The following is a 22,900-nucleotide window of genomic DNA, read 5'->3' on the forward strand; positions in this document are numbered from 1 at the left end:
TCGTGGGCCTGCCGGCGTGACCCCCCGGGGCACTCGCGCTGCGGGTGCCCCGGGCGGTTCCCGTGCTCACATACCGGCCCCCGCCATCGCCCGGCACGTCTCCGCGCAGCGGCGACACGCCTCCGCGCAGCGCATCATCTGCTGGTCGTCGGGCATGGTCATACACGCCTCGGCGCACATCTGGCACACCTTGGCGCACATCTGGCACATCTCGACGGACATGGGCGAGCGCCGCATCATCATGTCGGCGCACATGCGGGTCATCTCGGAGCAGTCCATCAGCGCCCGCATGACCTGCATCTGCTGCTGGCCGCCCTTCTGCATGCAGGAGCTCATGGACTCCTCGCACATGCTGTGGCAGTTCATGCAGGCCTCGATGCAGTCCTGCATCTGCTGGGTCAGGGCCGGCATCATCTGGGACTGGGTCATGGCTCCTCCTGGGAACCCGGGGGCCCGGGGCGGACCCCGTGTGCTTCCGTCCTACGACGACCCGGCCCCGCGCGCATGTGACCGACCGGTCGTAAGGTGCCCGCGAAGAGCGGAAAGGCGCCCCGGAGGGCGCCTTCCCACAGCGTGAACCGCCGTGCCGTTACGGCAGGTTGCGGGCCATGACGATCCGCTGAACCTGGTTCGTGCCTTCATAAATCTGCGTGATCTTCGCATCGCGCATCATGCGCTCCACCGGGTAGTCGCGGGTGTAGCCGTAGCCGCCGAGGAGCTGGACGGCGTCCGTGGTGACCTCCATCGCCACGTCCGAGGCGAAGCACTTGGCGGCGGCGCCCAGGTAGGTGAGGTCGGCGTCGCCGCGCTCGGAGGCGGCGGCGGCCTGGTAGGTGAGGGCGCGGGCCGCCGAGATCTTCATCGACATGTCGGCGAGCATGAACTGGATGCCCTGGAAGTCGGCGATCGCCTTGCCGAACTGCTTGCGCTCCTGGACGTAGCCCTTGGCGTAGTCGAAGGCGCCCTGCGCGCAGCCCAGCGCCTGGGCGGCGATGGTGATGCGGGTGTGGTCCAGGGTCTTCATCGCGGTCGCGAAGCCGGTGCCCTCCTCGCCGATCATGCGGTCGGCGGGTATGCGCACGTTGTCGAAGTACACCTCGCGGGTCGGGGAGCCCTTGATGCCGAGCTTCTTCTCCGGGGCGCCGAAGGAGACGCCCTCGTCGGACTTCTCGACCACGAACGCGGAGATGCCCTTGGTGCGCTTGGCCGGGTCGGTCACGGCCATGACCGTGTAGTACTCGGAGACGCCCGCGTTGGTGATCCAGCGCTTCACGCCGTTGAGGACCCAGTGGTCGCCGTCGCGGACCGCCTTGGTCTTCATGCCGCCCGCGTCGGAGCCCGCCTCCGGCTCGGAGAGGCAGTACGAGAACATCCCGTCGCCCTTGGCGAGCGGGGTGAGGTACTTCTTCTTCAGCTCCTCGCCGCCGGAGAGGATCACCGGGAGCGAGCCGAGCTTGTTCACCGCGGGGATGAGGGAGGAGGAGACGCAGGCGCGGGCCACCTCCTCGATCACGATGACCGTGGCGAGCGCGTCGGCGCCGGCGCCGCCGTACTCCTCGGGGACGTGCACCGCGTGCAGGTCGTTGGCCACCAAGGCGTCGAGGGCCTCCTGCGGGAAGCGGGCCTCCTCGTCCACCGCCGCGGCGTACGGCGCGATCTTCGCCTCGACCAGGGAGCGGACGGCGTCCCGGAGCATGTCGTGCTCCTCGGACGGGCGGTACAGGTCGAAGTCAGCCGATCCGGCCACGAACTCACGCTCCAAAGACGCAGTGATACTGACGCTAATTACCGTTAAGTAATCAAAATTTTAGAGGTCGGCCCGCAGCACGCCTACGTGACCTACACGACAGCGGGGAAATTGCCCGGCGGGCGGCCCGACTATGCTCAGGGGCCGCAGCACCGACGTACCCGAGCTGGAGCGCATCCATGAGCCTGAAGATCACCGTGATCGGCACCGGCTACCTCGGCGCCACGCACGCCGCGGCCATGGCCGAGCTCGGCTTCGAGGTGCTGGGACTCGATGTCGTACCCGAGAAGATCGCCCTGCTGGAGCGCGGCGAGACCCCGATGTACGAGCCGGGGCTCGAGGAGCTGCTGCGCCGGCATGTGGCGGGCTTCGAGGGGTCGACCGGGCGGCTGCGGTTCACCACCGACTGGGCCGAGGTCGGCGCCTTCGGCGACGTGCACTTCGTGTGCGTGAACACCCCGCAGCGGCACGGGGACTACGCGGCCGACATGTCGTACGTCGACTCCGCGATCTCCTCGCTCGCCCCGCATCTGCACGGCCCGGCCCTGGTCGTCGGCAAGTCGACGGTGCCGGTGGGCACGGCGGACCGGCTGGCGGACTACCTCGCCGCGCACGCCCCGGCGGGCGGCGACGCCGAGCTGGCCTGGAACCCGGAGTTCCTGCGCGAGGGCTTCGCCGTGCACGACACCCTGCACCCGGACCGGATCGTGGCCGGCGTGCGCAGCGAGCGCGCCGAGAAGCTGCTGCGGGAGGTGTACGCGACCCCGCTCGGCGAGGGCACGCCGTTCGTCGTCACCGACTTCCCGACCGCCGAGCTGGTGAAGACGGCCGCGAACTCCTTCCTCGCCACGAAGATCTCCTTCATCAACGCGATGGCGGAGGTGTGCGAGGCCGCGGGCGGCGACGTGGCGAAGCTGGCGGAGGCCATCGGGCACGACGACCGGATCGGCAAGAAGTTCCTGCGTGCCGGGATCGGCTTCGGCGGCGGCTGTCTGCCGAAGGACATCCGGGCGTTCATGGCGCGCGCCGGTGAGCTGGGCGCGGACCAGGCGCTGACCTTCCTGCGCGAGATCGACTCCATCAACATGCGCCGGCGCGGCCAGATGGTGGAGATGACCCGGGAGGCGCTCGGCGGGGGCTCCTTCCTCGGCAAGCGGGTCGCGGTGCTCGGCGCCACGTTCAAGCCCGACTCGGACGACGTCCGCGACTCGCCCGCGCTGAACGTGGCCGGGCAGATCCACCTGCAGGGCGGCCAGGTCACGGTGTACGACCCGAAGGGCATGGACAACGCCCGCAAGGTCTTCCCGACACTCGGGTACGCCGGCTCGGCGCTGGAGGCGGTGCGCTCGGCCGACGTCGTCCTGCACCTGACCGAGTGGCGGGAGTTCCGCGAGCTGGACCCGGCGGCGCTCGGCGAGGTCGCGGCGGCCCGGTTGATCCTGGACGGCCGCAACGCGCTCGACGCGGAGCTGTGGCGCCGGGCGGGCTGGACGTACCGGGCGATGGGCCGCCCGACGGCGTGACGCACGTGCGGCGGCGCGGACGATGCCGTGACGGACGTACGAGGTACGGACCTACGGCGTAACGGACCTGCGACGTATGGGCCTACGGGCCTACGGCGACGCCGGTTCGGCCGAGGCTCAGTCGGCCGAACCGGCGTCTGTCCGCATTCTGCACCAAGACCCTGTGGGTCAGGGTCCCTTCGCCCGGTAGCGCCGCATCTTCGCGCGCGCCCCGCACACCTGCATCGAGCACCAGCGGCCCCGCCCGGCGGGGCTGCGGTCGTAGTAGGCCCAGTGGCAGTCGGCGGCCTCGCAGGCCTTCAGCCGCATCCAGGTGCCCTGAGCGACCCCCTCCGCCACGGCGGCGGCGACCCGGTCGAGCAACGGGGCGCCCGGGGCGGGGGCGAGCGCGGCCGAGCCGTCCTCGGGGTCGACGGTGACGTACAGGGGGGCGCGGGCCAGCAGCTCGCCGAGCGGGGTCACCGTGCGGTGCGGCCGGTGCCCGGCGTGCGCCAGCAGCGCGGCCCGCAGCGACTCGCGCAGTTCGCGCACCCCGGCCAGCTCGTCCTCGGCGATGCCGAAGCGGGCGCGTCCGTCGGCCGTGTCGAGCGCGTCGCCGCCGGTCTCCAGGTCCAGGGTGTTGACCAGGGACTCCACCAGCCCGAGCGCTCCGGGGGCGGCCGATCTCTCGCTCATGCTTGCGACGTTACCCCCCATAGGGGAGCATGCAGTAACCGTTACCGGTTACCCGTCTCCAGAGGTAACCCGAGGAGGTAGTCATGGCTCTCGCCAAGCTCGGTGTCGTGGTGCTGGACTGTCCCGATCCCCGTGCGCTGGCCGGCTTCTACGCCGCGGTGCTGGGCGGCACGGTGGAGGCGAACTCCGACGACAGCGGCGAGTGGGTGGACCTGAAGGTGCCCGGCGGACCGTCGCTGGCCTTCCAGGAGGCGCCGGGGTACGTGCCGCCGCGCTGGCCCGCCGCCGACCACTCGCAGCACTTCCACCTGGACCTGGTGGTGGAGGACCTGGACGCGGCCGAGAAGGGGGTGCTGGAGCTGGGCGCCCAGCCGCTGGACGCCGACGACCGCGAGCGCACGTTCCGTGTGTACGCCGACCCGGCAGGGCACCCGTTCTGCCTGTGCGCCGGCTGAGCGTCCTGAAGGAGGATCCCATGGCGTCCGTCGCCCGTTTCCGTTCCGTCGTCCTCGACTGCCCCGATCCGCACGCGCTGGCCGACTTCTACGCCGCGGTGGCCGGGGGCACCCCGCAGGCGGAGGACGACGACTGGGTCGTGCTGAAGGTGCCGGACGGCCCGCGGCTGGCCTTCCAGCGGGCCGAGGGGCACACCCCGCCGGAGTGGCCGCGCGCCGACCGCAACGGCCAGCAGTTCCACCTGGACTTCGACGCGGGCCCGACCTGGGCGGACGTCGACGCGGCCCACGAGCGGGTGCTCGCCCTCGGCGCCCGGCCGCTGGACCTCGAGGACCGCGAGAAGAAGGACTTCCAGGTGTACGCCGACCCGGCCGGGCATCCCTTCTGCCTGTGCCGGATCGAACACCCCTGAGCCGGGGGGCTAGGGGGCGGCGTCCAGTTCCGTGATCCTCGCGGTGGACGCCCCAGCAGCTCTCTCCCGGCGCTGCTGTGCGGCGCGGGCCGTGAAGTCCGCGCTGCGCAGCACCCGCTGGACGTTGCCCCAGGCCAGCAGGGCCAGCTCGGGCTCGGACCAGCCGCGCCGCAGGAGCTCGGCGATCAGGTATGGGTATCCGGAGGCGTCGGCGAGGTCGCGGGGGTGGGCGGCGCCGGAGTCGTAGGTGCCGGACAGGCCCACGCACTCCCGGCCGGCCACCTCGCGGACGTGGTCGAGGTGATCGGCGACGTCGTGGACCGTCGGCCCGGTCTGCTCGGCGGTCAGCGGCACCATGCACAGCCCCCTGGCCGCGCCCAGGGCGGCGAGCAGCTCGTCGGGCAGGTTGGCGGGGTGCGGGCGCAGGCCGTGGGCGGCGGAGCGGGTGCACAGCACCGGGGACTTCGACAGCGCGACGACGCGCTCGGCGGTGGCGGCAAAGGCCCCGGAGACGTCGGCGAGGACACCGAGCCGGTTCATCTCGCGGACCACCTCCTCGCCGAACCGGCTGAGCCCCTGCTCCCCCGCCCAGGCCGTGCCCGCCAGCGTGAGCACGCGCAGGCCGAGGGCGTGCAGGATGCGCAGGACGCCGAGGGAGTCGTCGAGCGCGGTGGCGTGGGCGGGGCCGAGCAGCACGGCGACCCGGCCGCGGTTGCGGGCGTCGATGATCTGCCCGGCGGTGCGCACCAGGCGCAGCCCCTCCGGGTTGGCCTCGATCACCGAGCGCGCCTGGTCCACCTGCTCCAGGGTCGCGGCCGTCGCCCGGTCGCCGCCGGGGCCCTCGGGCAGGTGCAGGGACCAGAACAGCGCGCCGACGTGTCCCTCGCGCAGCCGGGGGACGTCGGTGTCGACGGCCGCCTCGCCGAGTTCGAGGTCGTACCAGGTCAGATGGCGCAGCGCCCAGGGCAGCCCGCTGTAGCCGTCGGCGACCGGGTGGGCGGCGAGCACGGCGTGGGCCCGCTCCAGGCAGGCGCGCCCCTCGTGGTCCCGGTCCCCGGGGAACGGGTCGTCCGGCAGGTCCTCGTCCTCACCGGCCTCGGTCGTGGCGGGGATGTCGTCCTGGAGGTCGGCCATGGCGGGCTCCGTACGTCGTCGTCGCTCACATCGGCCGTGAGCTGCGTCGTGGTGGGGCGTATCGCCACGGTCGCACGGAGAAGACGGGAACTTCCCGGTGAGTGGGGCGTTCGGGGGTACGGCCGGTCAGGCGTCCCGGGCCGTGCGGATGACCTCGTCCAGGGTCTCCCGGGAGCGGCGCAGATCGGCGATCATGCGGTCGATCCGCTCGCGTTCGGCGGTCAGGTCCTGCACCAGGCGCGGGGTGGCGATCGCGGAGGGTCCGCCGTCCCGGTCGCGCATGCAGGGCAGCAGCTGCCGGATCTTCTCGCTGTGCAGCCCGGCCGCGTACAGCTCCTGGATCCGGATGACCCGGTCGACGGCCGTCTCCGGGTAGTCGCGGTGGCCGCCGGGGGTGCGGTCCGCGACGAGCAGTCCCTGGGTCTCGTAGTAGCGCAGCGACCGCTCGCTCACGCCGGTGCGCCGGGCCAGTTCGCCGATCCTCACTGCGGGACCTCCGGGCGTCCTCGGGGCTTGAACCTCACATCAGTGTCAAGTTCTACCGTGCCCGCATGACGCAGACAACGGACACCACGGACTTCCTGGCCCCCTCCCGGCTGGGCCGGCTCGCCCTCCCGCACCGCCTCGTGATGGCCCCGCTCACCCGCAACCGCGCGGCGGCCGACGGCACCCCCACGGACCTGATGGTCGAGCACTACGCCCAGCGCGCCTCCGCCGGTCTGATCATCGCGGAGGGCTCGACGCCCAACGCGGTCGGGCAGACGTACCCGAACATCACCGCGATCCACACCGACCGGCACGTGGCCGGCTGGCGGCGGGTCACCGACGCGGTACGGGCGGCCGGCGGGCGGATGTTCCTCCAGCTCCAGCACGGGGGCCGGGTCGGTCATCCGGCGACCACCGGCCTCACCCCCGTCGCGCCCTCCGCCGTCCCGCAGCCGGAGACGATCTTCACCCCGGAGGGCCACCAGCCGGCCGCCGTCCCGCGCGAGATGACCGCGGACGACATCCGCGCCACCGTCGCCGACTTCGCCGCCGCCGCGCGCCGGGCGGTCGACGCCGGCTTCGAGGGCGTGGAGGTGCACTCGGCCAACGGGATGCTGCTGCACCAGTTCCTCGCGGACAACACCAACCGCCGAGGCGACGGCTACGGCGGCTCCGTGCGGCGGCGGGTACGGTTCGCGGCGGAGGTGACCGAGGCGGTGGCCGACGCGATCGGCGCCGACCGGGTGGGCATCCGCATCTCCCCCGCCTCCACCGTCAACGGCGTCCGGGAGGAGGACACCGACGGCCTCTACGCCGCGCTCCTGGACCGCCTCAAGGGGCTGGACCTCGCCTATCTGCACCTGGTGCGCTCCGACCCGCGGGCCGGCTGGTACCGGAAGATCCGCGCCGACTGGCCCGGCGTCCTGATCGGCAACCCGGACCTGACCGACCTGACCACCGAGGCCGTCACCCGGGCCACGCGCGAGATGCTGGCGGCCGGCGCCGACCTGGTGGCGCTCGGCCGGCCGTTCCTCGCCAACCCGGACCTGGTCGCCCGGCTGCGCCTGGGCGCACCGCTCAACCCGGTCCGGGAGCGGTACTTCATGTACGTGGGCGGGGCCGACGGCTACAACGACTACCCCGCCCTGGACGGTCAGCCGTCCGTGCCGTCCAGCGACTCGATCGTGGCGACGGACGGCGCGCGCGTGGCCTGAAGGCCGCGGGCCACGGACTCGGCGGCCTCCAGCACCCGGACCGCGTTCTGCCAGGTGAGCTTGGCCAGGTCGGTCCTGGACCAGCCGCGGTCGAGGAGTTCGGCGAGGAGGTTGGGGTAGCCGGAGACGTCGCTGAGCCCGTCGGGGGTGAACGCGGTGCCGTCGTAGTCGCCGCCGATGCCCAGGTGGTCGACGCCGGCGACCTCGCGCATGTGGTCGAGGTGGTCGGCGACCGTGGACACCGTGGCGACCGGGCGCGGGTTGCGCTCCTCGAAGGCGCGGTGGAGCTTCATCGCCTCGGGGCTGGTGTCCAGGTGGTGCAGGCCGTGGGCGCGCAGGTTCTCGTCGGCCGCGGCGGTCCAGTCGACGGCCGCCTGGAGGACGAACTTCGGTACGAACGTCACCATCGCGACGCCGCCGTTGGCCGGCAGCCGCTGAAGGACGTCGTCGGGGATGTTGCGCGGGTGGTCGCAGACCGCGCGGGCGGAGGAGTGGGAGAAGACCACCGGCGCCTCGGACGTGTCGAGCGCGTCGCGCATCGTCGTCGGCGCCACGTGCGAGAGGTCGACCAGCATGCCGAGCCGGTTCATCTCGCGGACGACCTCGCGGCCGAACGCGGTCAGGCCGCCGGCCCTCGGCTCGTCGGTCGCGGAGTCCGCCCAGTCCACGTTGGAGTTGTGGGTGAGCGTCATGTAGCGCACGCCGAGTGCGTGCAGGCCGCGCAGGGTGCCCAGCGAGTTGGCGATGGAGTGGCCGCCCTCGGCGCCCATCAGGGAGGCGATACGGCCGTCCCTACGGGCCGTCTCCATGTCGGCGGCGGTCAGGGCCGGGGCCAGGTCGGCCGGGTAGCGGTCCAGCAATCGCCGGACGCAGTCGATCTGCTCCAGCGTCGCCGCGACCGGCTCCGGCTGCTCGGCCGGCACGTACACCGACCAGTACTGCGCGCCGACCCCGCCCTCGCGAAGCCGCGGGATGTCGGTGTGCAGGTGCGCGCCCTGGTGGCCGGCGATGTCCAGCTTGTCCAGGTCGTAGCCGGCCGCCTTGCGCAGCGCCCAGGGCAGGTCGTTGTGGCCGTCGACGACCGGGAACTCCCGCAGCAGCTCCCGGGCCGCCTCCACCGACGTCATCGCCGTCACTTCCCGAAGCCGAAGTGGCCCTGGCCCTCGACCTTGGAGCGCAGCCGCTTGCCCTTCTCGGTGGCCTGGTCGTTCAGCTCCTGCTGGAAGTCGCGCATGCGGTGCAGCAGGTCCTCGTCGTGCGCGGCGAGGATGCGGGCCGCGAGGAGCCCGGCGTTGCGGGCGCCGGCGACGGAGACGGTGGCCACGGGCACGCCGGCCGGCATCTGCACGATGGAGAGCAGCGAGTCCATGCCGTCGAGGTACTTCAGCGGGACCGGCACGCCGATGACCGGCAGCGGGGTGACGGAGGCGAGCATGCCGGGCAGGTGGGCGGCGCCCCCGGCCCCGGCGATGATCACCTTCAGGCCGCGGTCGGCGGCCTGCTCGCCGTACGTGACCATCTCGCGCGGCATGCGGTGCGCGGAGACGACGTCGACCTCGTAGGCGATCTCGAACTCGTCCAGGGCCTTGGCGGCGGCCTCCATGACGGGCCAGTCGGAGTCCGACCCCATGACGATGCCAACAACAGGGCTCATTCGGTGATCGTGCCTCTCAGGTAGCCGGCTGCGTGGCGGGCGCGCTCCAGCACGTCGTCCAGGTCGTCGCCGTAAGTGTTGACGTGTCCCACCTTGCGGCCGGGCTTCACGTCCTTGCCGTACATGTGGATCTTGAGCTTGGGGTCGCGGGCCATGCAGTGCAAGTAGGCGGAGTACATGTCCGGGAAGTCGCCGCCCAGGACGTTGACCATCACGGTCCACTTCGCGCGCGGGCGCGGGTCGCCGAGCGGCAGGTCGAGGACCGCGCGGATGTGGTTGGCGAACTGCGAGGTGATCGCGCCGTCCATGCTCCAGTGGCCGGAGTTGTGCGGGCGCATCGCCAGTTCGTTGACGAGGATGCGGCCGTCGCGGGTCTGGAACAGCTCCACCGCGAGGTGCCCGACGACGCCCAGCTCCTTGGCGATGGTCAGGGCCATCTGCTCGGCCTCGAGCGCCAGGGACTCCTCCAGGCCCGGGGCCGGGGCTATGACCGTGTCGCACACGCCGTTGACCTGCTGCGACTCCACCACCGGGTAGGCGACGGCCTGGCCGTGCGGGGAGCGTACGACGTTGGCGGCGAGCTCGCGGACGTAGTCGACCTTCTCCTCGGCGAGCACCGGGACGCCGGCCTTGAACGGCTCGGCGGCCTCCTCGGCGCTGTCCACGACCCACACGCCCTTGCCGTCGTAGCCGCCGCGCACGGTCTTCAGGACGACGGGGAAGCCGTCGCCCTCGGCCGCGAACCGCGCCACGTCCTGCGGATCGCTGACGATGCGGTGCCTGGGGCACGGGATGCCGATCGAGTCGAGCTTCGCGCGCATCACACCCTTGTCCTGGGCGTGCACCAGCGCGTCGGGGCCCGGACGCACGGGGATGCCGTCCGCCTCCAGGGCCCTGAGGTGCTCGGTGGGTACATGTTCGTGATCGAAGGTGATCACGTCGCAACCGCGCGCGAACTCGCGCAGCGTGTCCAGATCGCGATAGTCGCCGACGACGACATCGTTCACGACCTGCGCCGCAGAGTCCTGAGGGGTGTCACTGAGAAGCTTGAACCTGATGCCCAGCGGGATACCCGCCTCGTGCGTCATACGCGCGAGCTGGCCCCCGCCGACCATGCCGACTACCGGGAACGTCACACCCCTAGCGTATCGGCCACGCCGACAGGACCGGACAACGTCCCTCGCACGGTCTCTTACCAGTCGCTTTCCCCTCTCTTTCCGATCTGTTTCCTGGTATTGGCCTTGTGCGCAGGCGGCGGAGGGTTCGCGTGGATAGCATGGCTGGGCTGACGAAACCTACCGACGGGAGCTGCACAGCCATGGAACCTCGTTCCTCGGGGCTGCAACGGCTCGTACGCGAGGTGGCCAAGTTCGGCACCGTCGGCGTTGCGGGCATCTTCGTCAACCTCGGCGTGTTCAACCTGGTCCGCCACGTCTCCGACCTCCCGGTGGTGCGCGCCAGCATCATCGCGACGGTGGTCGCGATCGCCTTCAACTACGTCGGCTTCCGCTACTGGACGTACCGGGACCGCGACAAGGGCGGGCGCACCAAGGAACTGTCGCTCTTCCTCTTCTTCAGCGCGATCGGCCTGGTCATCGAGAACGGCGTGCTCTACCTGGCGACCTACGGCTTCGGCTGGGACAGCCCGCTGCAGAGCAACGTCTTCAAGTTCGTGGGCATCGGCGTCGCGACCCTGTTCCGCTTCTGGTCGTACCGCACCTGGGTGTTCCGGGTGCAGCCGAGCCACGAGGCGGAGTCGATCCTGGTGGCCGAATCGAAGCGGCCCCACTCCGAGCAGAAGTCCCAGCGGGTCCCGTAAGAGCGCGAGCGGGCCGGCGCCCCCTTACCGGACCGTGGGCTGCTCCTCCCCCGGCTTGCGGGCCGGCGGGGTGCGCGACAGGAACAGGCCGAACACCGGCGGCTGGGCCTGCAGCAGCTCCAGGCGCCCCCCGTCGGCCTCCGCGAGGTCGCGGGCGACGGCGAGGCCGATCCCCGTGGAGTTGCGGCCGCTGATGGTCCGCTCGAAGATCCGCGCGCCGAGGTCGGCCGGGACGCCGGGGCCCTCGTCGGTGACCTCGACCACGGCCTGGTTGCCGGTGACGCGGGTGCGCAGCGCGACCGTGCCGCCGCCGTGCATGAGGGAGTTCTCGATCAGCGCCGCCAGCACCTGGGCGACCGCCCCGGGCGTGCCGACGGCCTGCAGATGCCGCTTGCCGGAGCTGACGATGGCGCGGCCGGCGCTGCGGTAGGCCGGGCGCCACTCGGCGAGCTGCTGCTGGATGACCTCGTCCAGGTCGAAGGTGACGGCGGAGCCGGTGCGCGGGTCGCGGGAGTTCGTCAGCAGCCGCTCGACCACGTCGGTGAGCCGCTCGACCTGGGTGAGCGCGACGTTCGCCTCTTCCTTCACGGTGTCCGGGTCATCCGTGAGGGTGATTTCCTCCAGGCGCATCGAGAGGGCCGTCAGCGGGGTGCGCAGCTGGTGGGAGGCGTCGGCGGCCAGGCGCCGCTCGGCCGTCAGCATGCGGCCGATCCGCTCGGCGGAGGAGTCCAGGACATCGGCGACCCGGTCCAGCTCGGGGACGCCGTAGCGCTTGTGCCGGGGGCGGGGGTCGCCGGAGCCGAGCCGTTCGGCGGTCTCGGCGAGGTCGGTCAGCGGGGAGGCGAGCCGGTTGGCCTGCCGTACGGCGAGCAGGACGGCGGCGACCACCGCGAGCAGCGCCACCAGGCCGATGATCAGCAGGGTGCGGCCGACCTCGCGGGTCACCGCGGAGCGCGGCTCCTGCACGGTGACGGTCTCGCCCTCCTCGCCGCGCTGCGTGGCGTGGATCACGTCGCCGTGCGGCCGGGTGCCGATCTCGATCGGCGGCTTGCCGGGCATGCGGATGACCGCGAACTGCTCCCGGCTGACCGGATTGCGCAGCACGTCCGCGTTGACGTTCTCCGAGGCGAGGATCCTGCTGTCCACGATGCTGGCCAGCCGGATCGCCTCGGAGTCCACCCGCTCCTGGGCGCTGTTGCTGATCGTCCGCGACTCGACGATCACCAGGGAGATACCGAAGACGGCGATCACCACGAGGACGACAGCGAGGGTGGACTGGATGAGACGTCGGCGCATGTTCCGTTACCTGAGGTGGTCGCTGGTCCCGGAAGGTCCCGGGCGGGGCTCAGCTCTTCTCGAAGCGGAAGCCGACCCCGCGCACCGTGGCGATGTAACGGGGGTTCGCCGCGTCGTCGCCGAGCTTCTTGCGCAGCCAGGAGATGTGCATGTCCAGGGTCTTGGTGGACGACCACCACGTGGTGTCCCAGACCTCGCGCATCAGCTGGTCGCGCGTGACGACCCGGCCGGCGTCCCGCACCAGCACCCGCAGCAGGTCGAACTCCTTGGCGGTGAGCTGGAGTTCCTCGTCGCCCATCCATGCCCGGTGCGACTCGACGTCGATCCGCACCCCGTGCGTCGCGGGCGGCTGCTGGGGTTCGGCGGCGCCGCGCCGGAGCAGCGCCCGCACCCGGGCGAGCAGTTCGGCGAGCCGGAAGGGCTTGGTGACGTAGTCGTCGGCGCCCGCGTCCAGGCCGACGACGGTGTCCACCTCGTCGGCCCGCGCGGTCAGGATGAGGATCGGCACGGTGTGGCCGTCGGCCCGCAGGCGGCGGGCGACCTCCAGGCCGTCCATGCCCGGCAGGCCCAGGTCCAGCACGACCAGATCGACGCCGCCCTGCATTCCGGCGTCGAGCGCGGTGGGTCCGTCCTCGCGCACCTCGACCTCGTAACCTTCCCGGCGCAGGGCGCGGGCCAGCGGCTCCGAGATGGACGCGTCGTCCTCGGCGAGCAGTACACGGGTCATGAGGTGATGGTAGACCGCCTGCGTACGGTGCTGGGGTGTGATCGGTTCCGGGTTCTCTTACCTTCGCGCGCCGGTGGTGCGCCGCTGGTACGAACCATCGCTCTGGGGATGCGATCGTAGGAAGGACCTTCGATTGCCGTCCTGTGGTTCCTGCGACACCTGTGATCCGTGTCTCAAGTCCTTCCATATCCGGCAGTGTCCTGCCTTACAGTGACCTGAACGCCTGTAGTACACCAGGGGACCTTCGGCGGGCACGTGAGCTGAAGGTCTCTTTTGTGTGCGGGCTGATCATGATCAGCCTTGAAAGGAACGACCTCTGGCCGGGCTCCGCAGCGCATCGCCGCGCGACGGGGCGTGGATCCCGGTGGTCGCCGTCCACCGCTTCCGAGACCCGGACGCGGACTCCCCTCGGGCGTTGGGGGCGGACGGCCGACCCCGCCGGTGCCGGCCGCACCCCCACCGGGCGCGCAACGCTCGACCAGCGCGTCCCGACCAGCAAGGAACGACCATGGCGTCCAGCCTGACGAAGGACTCGGTCCGCCCGGGCACCCCCGGAGCCGAGAAGACCTTCTTCGGCCACCCCCGCGGCCTGGCCACACTCTTCATGACCGAGATGTGGGAGCGTTTCTCCTACTACGGCATGAGGGCTCTGCTCCCGCTGTACCTGGTGGCCCCGGGCGGCCTCCACCTGAGCGCGGGCACGGCGACCGCGATCTACTCGGTGTACGTGTCGCTCGTGTACCTGCTCGCCCTGCCGGGCGGCTGGGTCGCCGACCGCTTCCTCGGCCCCCGCAAGACGGTCGCCGTCTCCGGCCTGATCATCATGCTCGGCCACCTGTGCCTGGCCCTGCCCGCGGCCGCGAGCTTCTTCGTCGGCCTGATCCTGGTCGCGATCGGTTCGGGTCTGCTGAAGGCCAACATCTCCACGATGGTCGGCCACCTCTACAAGGGTCCGGACGACCCGCGCCGCGACGGTGGCTTCACCCTCTTCTACATCGGCATCAACCTGGGCGCCTTCGCCGCGCCGCTGATCATCGGCACCGTCGGTGAGAACGTCAACTGGCACTTCGGCTTCGCGCTGGCCGCGCTCGGCATGGCGCTGGGCCTGGCCCAGTACCTGCTCGGCGGCCGCCACCTGAGCCCGGAGAGCAGCGAGGTCCCGACCCCGCTCAGCCGCCAGGAGAAGGCCGCCACCCTGCGCAAGGGCCTGATCTGGCTGGTCATCGCGGTCGTCTTCTACGGCCTGGTGGGCGGCACCGGTCACTTCACCCTGAACTGGGCGCTGATCCCGCTGACGCTCATCGGCCTGATCGTGCCGATCCTGGTGATCGCGCGGATGCTGCGCGACAAGGACCTGGACTCGACGGAGAAGTCGAAGGTGCGGGCGTACGTCTGGTTCTTCGCCGCCGCCGCCGTGTTCTGGATGATCTACGACCAGGGCGGTTCGACCCTGTCGCTGTTCGCGGACAGTTCGGCCAAGAACTCGATCGCGGGCTGGACGTTCCCGGTCTCCTGGTACCAGTCGGTCAACCCGGTCATGATCATGGCGCTGGCGCCGGTCTTCGCCTGGCTGTGGCTGTGGCTGAACCGCAGCGGCAAGGAGCCGAGCACGATCGTGAAGTTCGCCTCCGGCCTGGTGCTGATCGGTGCGTCCTTCTTCCTCTTCCTCGCCCCGCTGTCGATCGCCGAGGGCGGTCACAAGGCGGCGGCGCTGTGGCTGGTCGCGATCTACTTCGTGCAGACCGTCGGCGAGCTGACGCTGTCGCCGGTGGGTCTGTCCGTGACGACGAAGATGGCGCCGAAGAAGTACGCCTCGCAGATGATGGGCGTCTGGTTCCTCGCGGTCACCGCGGGCGACTCCATCACCGCGCTGATGTCGAACCCGGCCGTCGGCGGGGTCAACCTCGACAAGATGGGCTACGTGGCCCTGGAGGCCGTGCTCGCCGTCCTCGCCGGTGCGGCCGTGTGGATCTACCGCAAGAAGGTCAACAAGCTGATGGGCGACGTGCGCTAGTCGCCCGGCCCCGGCCGTCGGAGGGCCACCGCATCCCCGGGATGCGGTGGCCCTCCGTGCATGGGCGCAGGCGGGCGCCAGCCTGGGGTACGGGAGGGGCCCCGGCCCTCACGGCCTGCGCAGCACCTCCGGCAGGCCCCGGCGCCGCAGCACCTCGGGCAGGCCCCGGCGCCGCAGCACCTCGGGCACGGCCACCGTGCCGTCGGGCCGCTGGTGCTGTTCCAGCAGCGCCGGCACCAGACGGCTGGTGGCCAGGCCCGAGGCGTTCAGGGTGTGCACGTACGCCGGCCGGCCGCCGTCCGCCGGGCGGTACCGGATGCCTCCGCGCCGGGCCTGGTAGTCGCGGGCGTTCGACACCGAGCTGACCTCCGCGTAGGCGCCGAGGCTGGGCAGCCAGACCTCGACGTCGTACGTCCTGGCCTGCGCCGCGCCGGTGTCCCCGGCGGCGAGCCGGGTGACCCGGTAGTGCAGGCCCAGCTCGGCCACCAAGTGCTCGGCGGCGGCGAGCAGTTCGAGCTGGGCGGCGTCCGAGTCGGCGGGCCGGGTGAGCTGGAACAGTTCGACCTTGTTGAACTGGTGGCCGCGCAGGGTGCCCCGCTCTGCGGTGCGGTAGCCGCCCGCCTCCTTGCGGTAACAGGGCGTGTACGCCACGTACTTGACGGGCAACTCGGCCTCGTCGAGGGTCTCGCCGTGGTGCAGGGCGGCGAGCGCGGTCTCGGCGGTGGGCAGCAGGAACCGCTCGGGGCGGCCGTCCGGCGCGCGGTCCGTGACGAAGACGTCGTCCGCGAACTTCGGGAACTGGCCCGCGGTGTAGCCGGCCTGCCAGGTGAGCAGGTGGGGCGGCAGCACGAAGGTGTGGCCCGCCGCGCGGTGGGTGTCCAGGAAGTGGTTGAGCAGCGCCCACTCCAGCGCGGCGCCCTCCCCCCGGTACACCCAGTTCCCGCTGCCGGCGAGGGCCGCACCGCGCCGGTGGTCGACCAGTCCCAGCTCCTCGGTGAGCCGGACGTGGTCGCGGGGCGCGTACCCGAACTCCGGGCGGGCGCCCTCGGTGCGCACGGCCTCGTTGCACTCCTTGCCGCCCGCGGGCACGTCCGGCTCGGGCAGATTCGGCAGGCCGTCGAGGAACGCGCGGTGCTCGGCGTCCAGCCTGCCGTGCGCGGCGGTGGCTTCGGCGACCCGGTCGGCCAGGTCCGCGGCCGCCGCGAGGAGTTCGTCCGCCGGTTCGCCCGCCCGGCGGCGGACCGCGACGTCCGCCGAGACCCGGCGCCGTTCGCCGCGCAGCCGCTCCAGGGCCGTACGGGCCCCGCGCAGCCGCCGGTCGAGGGCGAGGAAGGTGTCGAGGTCCACGTGCAGGCCGCGTTTGGCCAGGCCCTCGCGGACGCGTTCGGGATGCTGCCGGATGAGGGTGACGTCAAGCATGGTGCTGCCCAACTGGTCGGCGGGGCGGCACGGTCCGCCCCGGGTCGGTTCCCTCGGGGCGTGGGCGAGAGGGTGCTCGCGGTGCCACCACGCCTTCGCCGTCGTACGACGGCCTCGTCGGGCCCGATGACGGGGGCCGGCCGGCGGGGCATTTCCTCCCCGCACTCGGGAGGGGATTCACTCCGGGGTGCGAGGCCGCCTTCACAGCGACCGGCGGCTCTCTCGGCTCGCTGAGCCCCGGGCTACTCGTCTCCGTCAGCGCGTTGCGCCCAGGTTAGGGACCGCCGTGTCCGTGCGAAACCGAATTTCCGCGCGGCACGCACTGCGCCCGGCCTGCCTCGTGCGGGAACCCGGCGGCCCAACGGCCTAAGCCGGAGCACCCAGTTCCGCCCACACCGTCTTTCCCGGCCGGTCGGCGGTGCGGACGACGCCCCAGTCCAGGCAGAGCCGCTGGACGATGAACATGCCGTGGCCGCCGGGGCGGCCGGCGCGGTGCGGGGTGCGGGGGGCCGGCTGGCCGGTGCCGCGGTCGGAGACCTCCACCCGGATCACCTTGTTGTCGCAGGCCAGCAGGAGTTCGTCGGGGCCCTCGGCGTGCAGGCAGGCGTTGGTGACGAGTTCGGAGACGACGAGCAGCACGTCCTCGGCGGCGGCCCGCTGGTCGGCGCCGGAGGCGGGCAGCCAGCCCCACGCGTACAGCGCCTGGCGGCTGAAGTCGCGGGCCAGCGGGACGACACCGCTCTCGCCCCGCAGGCTGATTCTGCGGAGCTGAGGGCCCCGGGTCTCGCGCGTATCGCCGGCGGACCCGGACGGCACGGACGGCGCGGCCGCCCCCGTGGGCCCGCCTGCCGTCGGCGCACCCCCCTCGGACCCCCCGGAAGCGCCGCTGGGCTCCGGGCCGCGGTCGCCCGGCGAGTAAGGCCGGGTGGTGCTCATCAGCGCTTCACCTCACCGATTCACCAGTTCACCATGGAAAGTCCGGCGCCGGTCCGCGCCGAGCGGCCCGTACGTCGTCCGTCTGTCCGTCTTGTTCCGTCTTCCGTCTGTCCGTCGTCCGCGTGTCCGTGCCGCACCCGCCGTCCGTCCGTGTGTCCCTCGTGCCGCCCGCCGGCGGGCCGTGCTCCCGCGCGCCGTCCGTCCGGCCGCGCTGTCCGGGCCTGTCCGGCCTGCTCGTCCGGTCCGGCCGGTCCGGCCGCGGTTCCGCTCGCCGTCCGGCGCGCCGGTTGTGCCGGTCCGGCCGGTCCTGTCCGCCGGGGCCGGTCCTGGCGTCCGGTCCGGCCCGTCCGTCGATCGTCCGTGCGGGGTGTCCCGCTGGACCGTCCGTCGCACGCGCGCCCCGTCCCGTGGTGTGGCCGGTCCCGGGGTCCTCCGGGCCGGCGGTCGTCAGGGGGTGTCCCGCCTTCTCCTGCCCTCTCCTGCCCGGACGATCCGGCACGACACCCCTGTTTTCGGCGTTACGGGTGCGGTCGCTCACGGCATGCCGCGCGCGAGGGCGGGGCCGGGGGACTCAGTCGCTGCCTTCGGCCAACGCCGCCTCCACGGAGTCGTGCACGGTGAAGACCGCCTCCGCCCCGGTGATCTCGAACACGCGGGCGACCACCGGCTGCATCCCGGCCAGATGGACCCCGCCGCCGGCGGCCTCCGCCTTCAGCCGGGCTCCGAGCAGGACGTTCAGCCCCGTGGAGTCACAGAACTCCAGGCGGGAGCAGTCCACGACAAGGCGCGAGAAGCCCTTGTCCAAGAGGTCGTCGAGGGGCTCACGCAAAAGATCGGCGGTGTGGTGATCGAGCTCACCCGCCGGTGTCACAACGGCGCTGGAGCCCTCTTCCCGCACCTCCACCAGAAGCCGGCCCGACTGTGCGCTGCCGACCGTCCCGTGGTCCATGCCGTCTCTCTCCCGAGGTCGTGGACGCTGACTGCTCTCGAACACTACGCCCTCCAAGCGAACTCCGGCACCCGAAGAACCTCACAGAAACGGACATAACTAGACAGAACGCACTTGCGATCGGTTCGGTCGACCGGGTAGGGCTAGTAGGACACGTATCCCTACACGCCGGCTTCGGAGGCGCCGCACACCGCAGGCAAGCACTGGCTTCGGCAGCCATATGCCGACAACGATGGAGGACACCATGTCACCCCGGCTCGACGCATCGCATACCCCGATCGCGACGTCGACACCCCCACCGGAACAACTGGATCATCCCATCGACGCCCTCGACCCCGTCGAGGGACTCCCGGAGATCCCCCCGTACGACGAGATCGGCCCGGTCGACGCGCGGGCCCTGTCCAAGACCCTCTTCGAGCGCCTCGAGTCGCTGGAGGAAGGGACGCACGAGTACTCGTACGTCCGCAACACCCTCGTCGAGCTCAACCTCGCACTCGTCAAGTTCGCCGCCTCCCGCTTCCGTTCCCGCAGCGAGCCGATGGAGGACATCATCCAGGTCGGCACCATCGGCCTGATCAAGGCGATCGACCGTTTCGAACTCGCCCGCGGAGTGGAGTTCCCCACGTTCGCGATGCCGACCATCATCGGTGAGATCAAGCGGTTCTTCCGTGACACCTCGTGGTCCGTGCGGGTTCCGCGCCGGCTGCAGGAGCTGCGCCTGGACCTGGCCAAGGCCGGGGACGAGCTGGCCCAGCGGCTGGACCGGGCCCCGACCGTCCCGGAGCTGGCCGAGAAGCTCGGCATCTCCAACGACGAGGTCATCGAGGGCATGGCCGCCTCGAACGCCTACACCGCCTCCTCGCTGGACGCCCAGCCCGAGGAGGACGAGACCGAGGGCGCCCTCGCGGACCGCATCGGGTACGAGGACCACGGCCTCGAGGGCATCGAGTACGTGGAGTCGCTCAAGCCGCTCATCGCCGAACTCCCGCCGCGGGACCGGAAGATCCTCTCCCTGCGGTTCGTGGCGAACATGACCCAGTCGGAGATCGGCGAGGAACTCGGCATCTCCCAGATGCACGTGTCCCGTCTGCTGTCGCGCACGCTGGTACGGCTGCGCAAGGGTCTGACGATCGAGGAGTGACCTCCGCGTCCCCGTCGCGGTGACATCCTGCGCAGCGGCCCGGCCCACCATGCCGGGCCGCTGCGCTGCCGCCGTGGGCGCCCCACCTCTCCGAGTGGCGCGGGTATCCGCGAATGCGCCTGTCATTCCCGGCTCTTGCGCACGGTTCCGGCCAACTCGGCCCGTGGTCCCAACCGTTATCTGGTTACCCGCGGAAACCTCTTTTCCCGGCCACTCCCCTCGACCACTATGGCCCCCCGAACCGGCCGGTGGGCCGGGCCGGGACCGCAACGGCGCGGTCACCCGGCGGTGCGAGGAGGCTGAACGATGGCTCAGGGGGACGGAGCCGGCCCGGACGGCGCCGACGCGGGTACGGAGCACGCGGGCGCGGAGCTTCAGGACGCACCGGACGCCCGGCTGACCGAACTGCTGCGCTCCCCCACGGCCACGGCGTACCCCGCCCTGCAGGAGCTGCGCCGCCGGCACCTTCCGGCGGTCCTCGCCTACGCCCGGCTGTGCGCGGCGAGCGAGTCCGCCGCCCGCCGGCTGGCGGCCGAGACCGTCACCACGGTCGCCCGCGAGACGGCCCGGGGCGTCGACCCGGCCGTCCCGCTGCGCCACCGGCTCCTGCTGCTGGCCGGCCGGGCGGCGGCGACCTGGGCACGCGACGATCGCTCCGCCGGACTCGACCCCGCACTGCTGCTCGTCCTGAACACCTCCGGCCTGCCCGAGGGCCCCACCCCGCCGCTCCTGCCGGCCTTCCGCTCGCTGCCCTCCCGCGCCCAGGGCCTGCTCTGGTACGGCCTGGTGGAGCGGGAGCCGGAGGACCGGACCGCCGCCTTCCTCGGCCTGAGCCGCACCGACGTGTCCTTCGGCGTCCCGCAGGCCCTCAAGGCCCTGGCGCAGGCCTGCCTCCGCGAGCGTCTCGCCGCCTCCGACGACGCCCGCTGCGCCGACTTCCGCCGGCTGATCGAGGAGGCGGTACGGCCGGACGGCCCGCGCCGCAGCGCCGACCTGGACGCGCACATGGCCCGCTGTCCGCACTGCACGGCCGCGTTCGAGGAGCTGCGGGCCCTGCGGGACGCGCCCCGGCAGACCCTCGCGGAGGGGCTGCTGCCATGGCGCGGAACGGCGTACGTCCACGCCGAGGAACCCCGGCCCGCCGCCCCCGAACCCCCGGCGGTACGGCAGGTCTGGCCGCCCCGGCGCCGCGTCCTGCTGGCCTCGGCGGCCCTCGGCGTGGCCCTGGCCCCGCTCCTGGTGTTCGTGCTCGTCCCGGCGCAGTCCCACGACCAGCGGCCGGCAGCGGCGACGCCTTCACCCCCCTCGGTGACGGTGACCGCGACGGTCTCCGTCACCCCCTCCCCGTCCCCCACGAAATCCCCGTCCCCCACGCCCACTTCCCCGTCCCCGTCCCCTTCCCCGGCCACGCGGTCGCCGCGGCCCACCCCGAAACCCACTCCGCCGCCGTCACCCTCCTTCACCCCGCCCGGCTCCTCCTTCGCCGAGGTGGTGAACGTCGCCACGGGCCGCTGCCTGGACATCCGCTACGGCGATCTGGAACAGGGCACCGACGTGATCACCGCGCGCTGCGACGGCTCCTCGACCCAGCGCTGGCGCGTGGACAGCGGCCTGGGCGTGCTCCGGTCGGCGGCCGACGAGGACTTCTGCCTGGACAGCCGCGGCGCGACCGACCGGGGCGTGGGCATCTGGACCTGCGGCTCGGTCTACGGCGACAACGGCGACAACCTCCGCTTCACCGTCGACCCCGACGGCACGATCCGCCCGGCCGTCGCCACCGGGACGGCGGTGACCCCGGACGGCAGGTACGGGGTGTCCCTGCAACCCCTGGACGGCGGCGACGACCAGCGGTGGCGGGCGGGGGCGCGGTGAACCGGGCGGACTGAGGCGCTGTCCGGCGGCCGTCCGGGTCCGGCTGGGCCCGCTGTTCCGGCCTTGAGCACCTGGACCCGGCCACCGGCGAGCTGATCCCGCTGCAGCACGGGCCGTACCGTCAGGAGACCGTCGTCAACCCGCTCAACGGCGGCGTCGAGCGGGTCTTCGGCCCGCTGACGGAGTCGTTCGCGGGCGACCCGCTGCTGCACTCGGTGCTGACCGCACCCGGCCGGATCTTCAGCGACGCGTCCCTGGCTGCTGATCGGCCGCCCCAACGTCACCGGCGGTGAGAGCGGGGTGTACGCCAGCTCGGGCGCCCATCTGCTGACGGCTACGCTGTCCGAGCCCGGCGACCTGCTGCTGGGCGACGACCGCCGCACTGTGCACTCGGTGACCCCGGTGCACCCGGTGGACCCCCGGCTGCCCGCCCACCGTGACGTCCTGGTGATCGCGTACACGGCGCCCCAGCGCTGACCCCGGCACCCTCCCCGTCCCTCCGCGGCAACGCCGTCCGCAGATCCCTACGCACAGGAGCGCCCATGACCACCACCGCGGCCCGTGGCCGGCTGACCGATCTTCCCGTGCTGCTGGTCGCGGTGGTGTGGGGATCCAGCTATCTGGCCGCCAAGGGAGTGACCACGCAGCACACCGTGCTCGCCGTGCTGGTGCTGCGCTTCGCGATCGCGCTGCCGGTGCTCCTCGTCGCGGCCCGGCGGCGGCTGCGGACGCTCAGCGCCACACAGATACGCGGCGCGGGGCTGCTCGGACTGATCCTCGCCGGGATCTTCCTGCTGGAGACGTACGGCGTGGTCCACACCTCCGCCACCAACGCGGGGCTGATCATCAGCCTCACCATGGTCTTCACCCCGCTGGCCGAGAGCCGGGTGCGCGGCACCAGGCTGCCGGGCTCGTTCCTGGCGGCTGCCGGGCTGTCGGTGCTCGGCGTGGCCCTGCTCACGCAGGGCGCCGGGTTCACCGCTCCGACCGGTGGCGACCTGCTGATGCTGGGGGCGGCCGTCGCGCGTACCGTGCACGTCCTCGCCATGTCCCGGATGGAGTCGGTGCGCGGAGCGGACGCGCTGTCGCTGACCGTCCTTCAACTGGGCAGCGCGGTGGTGGTGTTCGCCGTGCTGGTGACGCTGCCGGGCACGGGGTCCGCGCCCTGGTCGGCCGCGGCCGGCTTCGGCGCCGGTGACTGGCTGGGGCTGCTGTATCTGTCGGCGTTCTGCACGGTGTTCGCGTTCTTCGTGCAGATGTGGGCGGTGCGCCGTACCTCCCCCTCCCGGGTGAGCCTGCTGCTCGGCACGGAGCCGGTGTGGGCGGCCGCGGCCGGCATCGCCCTCGGCGGCGACCGGCCGGGCTGGCTGGGCCTGCTGGGCGCGATCCTGGTCCTGGCCGGCACGGCCTGGGGACGGTCGGTGGC

At 72.2% G+C, this 22,900-nt stretch carries 23 protein-coding genes and 1 pseudogene; 11 read left to right on the forward strand and 13 right to left on the reverse strand.

Features of this window, described 5'->3' with window-relative positions; all coding sequences use genetic code 11:
• Positions 1–66: 66 nt before the first annotated feature.
• Both AB0950_RS30270 and AB0950_RS30275 read right to left on the reverse strand, forming a co-directional pair.
• A complete protein-coding gene (locus AB0950_RS30270) occupies positions 67–429 on the reverse strand; it encodes a four-helix bundle copper-binding protein (RefSeq protein WP_360162258.1) in 363 nt (120 codons plus the stop codon).
• Positions 430–589: 160 nt separating this feature from the next.
• Positions 590–1,747, reverse strand: coding sequence for an acyl-CoA dehydrogenase family protein (locus AB0950_RS30275; protein ID WP_360574688.1), 1,158 nt, complete (start codon positions 1,745–1,747; stop codon positions 590–592).
• Positions 1,748–1,926: 179 nt separating this feature from the next.
• On the opposite strand from AB0950_RS30275, the gene AB0950_RS30280 reads away from it, so the two are divergent.
• On the forward strand, positions 1,927–3,270 hold the full coding sequence (locus AB0950_RS30280; protein WP_360157758.1) for a UDP-glucose/GDP-mannose dehydrogenase family protein: 1,344 nt from the start codon (positions 1,927–1,929) through the stop codon (positions 3,268–3,270).
• A 168-nt stretch (positions 3,271–3,438) separates the two neighbouring features.
• Here the strand turns inward: AB0950_RS30280 and AB0950_RS30285 are convergent, their stop codons facing one another.
• Entirely contained in the window at positions 3,439–3,945 is a 507-nt protein-coding gene (locus tag AB0950_RS30285) for a CGNR zinc finger domain-containing protein (RefSeq protein ID WP_366779850.1), read from the reverse strand.
• Positions 3,946–4,028: 83 nt separating this feature from the next.
• On the opposite strand from AB0950_RS30285, the gene AB0950_RS30290 reads away from it, so the two are divergent.
• Together AB0950_RS30290 and AB0950_RS30295 are read left to right on the forward strand one after the other, a co-directional pair.
• Positions 4,029–4,400 (forward strand): VOC family protein, encoded by a 372-nt coding sequence (locus AB0950_RS30290; protein ID WP_360157764.1) that lies wholly within the window; start codon positions 4,029–4,031, stop codon positions 4,398–4,400.
• 20 nt (positions 4,401–4,420) lie between these two features.
• On the forward strand, positions 4,421–4,813 hold the full coding sequence (locus AB0950_RS30295) for a VOC family protein (protein WP_360157767.1): 393 nt from the start codon (positions 4,421–4,423) through the stop codon (positions 4,811–4,813).
• Positions 4,814–4,822: 9 nt separating this feature from the next.
• Here AB0950_RS30295 and AB0950_RS30300 read toward each other — a convergent pair whose 3' ends face one another.
• Positions 4,823–5,947 carry a dipeptidase gene (locus AB0950_RS30300; RefSeq protein ID WP_366779851.1) on the reverse strand — a complete coding sequence of 375 codons (1,125 nt, stop codon included), beginning with the start codon at positions 5,945–5,947 and terminating at the stop codon, positions 4,823–4,825.
• Between the two features lie 126 nt (positions 5,948–6,073).
• Positions 6,074–6,433 carry a MerR family transcriptional regulator gene (locus AB0950_RS30305; protein ID WP_360157773.1) on the reverse strand — a complete coding sequence of 120 codons (360 nt, stop codon included), beginning with the start codon at positions 6,431–6,433 and terminating at the stop codon, positions 6,074–6,076.
• Positions 6,434–6,498: 65 nt separating this feature from the next.
• Here AB0950_RS30305 and AB0950_RS30310 point away from each other — a divergent pair, with 65 nt between their 5' ends.
• A complete protein-coding gene (locus tag AB0950_RS30310; protein WP_366779852.1) occupies positions 6,499–7,647 on the forward strand; it encodes an alkene reductase in 1,149 nt (382 codons plus the stop codon).
• Here AB0950_RS30310 and AB0950_RS30315 read toward each other — a convergent pair.
• Genes AB0950_RS30315 through AB0950_RS30325 form a run of 3 tightly spaced genes read right to left on the reverse strand, consistent with a single transcriptional unit; the run spans position 7,587 to position 10,437 of the window.
• A complete protein-coding gene (locus AB0950_RS30315; protein ID WP_366779853.1) occupies positions 7,587–8,774 on the reverse strand; it encodes a dipeptidase in 1,188 nt (395 codons plus the stop codon). The genes AB0950_RS30310 and AB0950_RS30315 overlap by 61 nt on opposite strands.
• A 5-nt stretch (positions 8,775–8,779) precedes the next feature.
• On the reverse strand, positions 8,780–9,301 hold the full coding sequence (gene purE / locus AB0950_RS30320) for a 5-(carboxyamino)imidazole ribonucleotide mutase (protein ID WP_360157782.1): 522 nt from the start codon (positions 9,299–9,301) through the stop codon (positions 8,780–8,782).
• Positions 9,298–10,437, reverse strand: coding sequence for a 5-(carboxyamino)imidazole ribonucleotide synthase (locus AB0950_RS30325; RefSeq protein WP_360157785.1), 1,140 nt, complete (start codon positions 10,435–10,437; stop codon positions 9,298–9,300). Before AB0950_RS30325 ends, purE begins: the two co-directional genes overlap by 4 nt.
• 182 nt (positions 10,438–10,619) lie before the next feature.
• On the opposite strand from AB0950_RS30325, the gene AB0950_RS30330 reads away from it, so the two are divergent.
• Positions 10,620–11,120, forward strand: a complete 501-nt coding sequence (locus tag AB0950_RS30330; RefSeq protein ID WP_360157788.1) for a GtrA family protein — start codon at positions 10,620–10,622, stop codon at positions 11,118–11,120.
• Between the two features lie 24 nt (positions 11,121–11,144).
• On the opposite strand, the gene AB0950_RS30335 is transcribed toward AB0950_RS30330, so the two are convergent.
• Entirely contained in the window at positions 11,145–12,416 is a 1,272-nt protein-coding gene (locus tag AB0950_RS30335; RefSeq protein ID WP_360157791.1) for an ATP-binding protein, read from the reverse strand.
• 49 nt (positions 12,417–12,465) lie between these two features.
• On the reverse strand, positions 12,466–13,143 hold the full coding sequence (locus AB0950_RS30340) for a response regulator transcription factor (protein ID WP_020940464.1): 678 nt from the start codon (positions 13,141–13,143) through the stop codon (positions 12,466–12,468).
• A 508-nt stretch (positions 13,144–13,651) separates the two neighbouring features.
• Here AB0950_RS30340 and AB0950_RS30345 point away from each other — a divergent pair.
• Positions 13,652–15,157, forward strand: coding sequence for an oligopeptide:H+ symporter (locus tag AB0950_RS30345; protein WP_360157794.1), 1,506 nt, complete (start codon positions 13,652–13,654; stop codon positions 15,155–15,157).
• A gap of 108 nt (positions 15,158–15,265) precedes the next feature.
• Here AB0950_RS30345 and serS read toward each other — a convergent pair whose 3' ends face one another.
• The 3 genes from serS to AB0950_RS30360 all read right to left on the reverse strand — a co-directional run bounded on the left by serS (position 15,266) and on the right by AB0950_RS30360 (position 18,461).
• Positions 15,266–16,576, reverse strand: a complete 1,311-nt coding sequence (gene serS / locus AB0950_RS30350) for a serine--tRNA ligase (RefSeq protein ID WP_366779854.1) — start codon at positions 16,574–16,576, stop codon at positions 15,266–15,268.
• 366 nt (positions 16,577–16,942) lie between these two features.
• The gene (locus tag AB0950_RS30355; protein ID WP_360157800.1) at positions 16,943–17,512 is read right to left on the reverse strand and encodes an ATP-binding protein; all 570 of its coding nucleotides are present in this window, start codon (positions 17,510–17,512) and stop codon (positions 16,943–16,945) included.
• A 571-nt stretch (positions 17,513–18,083) separates the two neighbouring features.
• Complete coding sequence (locus tag AB0950_RS30360) at positions 18,084–18,461, reverse strand: STAS domain-containing protein (protein WP_360157803.1); 378 nt, start codon at positions 18,459–18,461, stop codon at positions 18,084–18,086.
• 244 nt (positions 18,462–18,705) lie between these two features.
• Here AB0950_RS30360 and AB0950_RS30365 point away from each other — a divergent pair, with 244 nt between their 5' ends.
• The 5 genes and pseudogenes from AB0950_RS30365 to AB0950_RS30385 all read left to right on the forward strand — a co-directional run.
• Entirely contained in the window at positions 18,706–19,602 is an 897-nt protein-coding gene (locus AB0950_RS30365; protein WP_360158238.1) for an RNA polymerase sigma factor SigF, read from the forward strand.
• A gap of 306 nt (positions 19,603–19,908) precedes the next feature.
• The gene (locus tag AB0950_RS30370) at positions 19,909–21,474 is read left to right on the forward strand and encodes an RICIN domain-containing protein (protein WP_366779855.1); all 1,566 of its coding nucleotides are present in this window, start codon (positions 19,909–19,911) and stop codon (positions 21,472–21,474) included.
• Between the two features lie 101 nt (positions 21,475–21,575).
• The gene (locus AB0950_RS30375; RefSeq protein ID WP_360158241.1) at positions 21,576–21,767 is read left to right on the forward strand and encodes a 2OG-Fe dioxygenase family protein; all 192 of its coding nucleotides are present in this window, start codon (positions 21,576–21,578) and stop codon (positions 21,765–21,767) included.
• A gap of 7 nt (positions 21,768–21,774) precedes the next feature.
• A complete protein-coding gene (locus AB0950_RS30380) occupies positions 21,775–21,951 on the forward strand; it encodes a 2OG-Fe dioxygenase family protein (protein WP_366779856.1) in 177 nt (58 codons plus the stop codon).
• 65 nt (positions 21,952–22,016) lie between these two features.
• Positions 22,017–22,892, forward strand: a pseudogene (locus tag AB0950_RS30385) (DMT family transporter); the annotation flags it as partial.
• Between the last annotated feature and the right edge of the window lie 8 nt (positions 22,893–22,900).

Source organism: Streptomyces sp. NPDC007189 (genome assembly GCF_040703635.1).
In the GTDB taxonomy this organism is placed as follows: Bacteria; Actinomycetota; Actinomycetes; order Streptomycetales; family Streptomycetaceae; genus Streptomyces.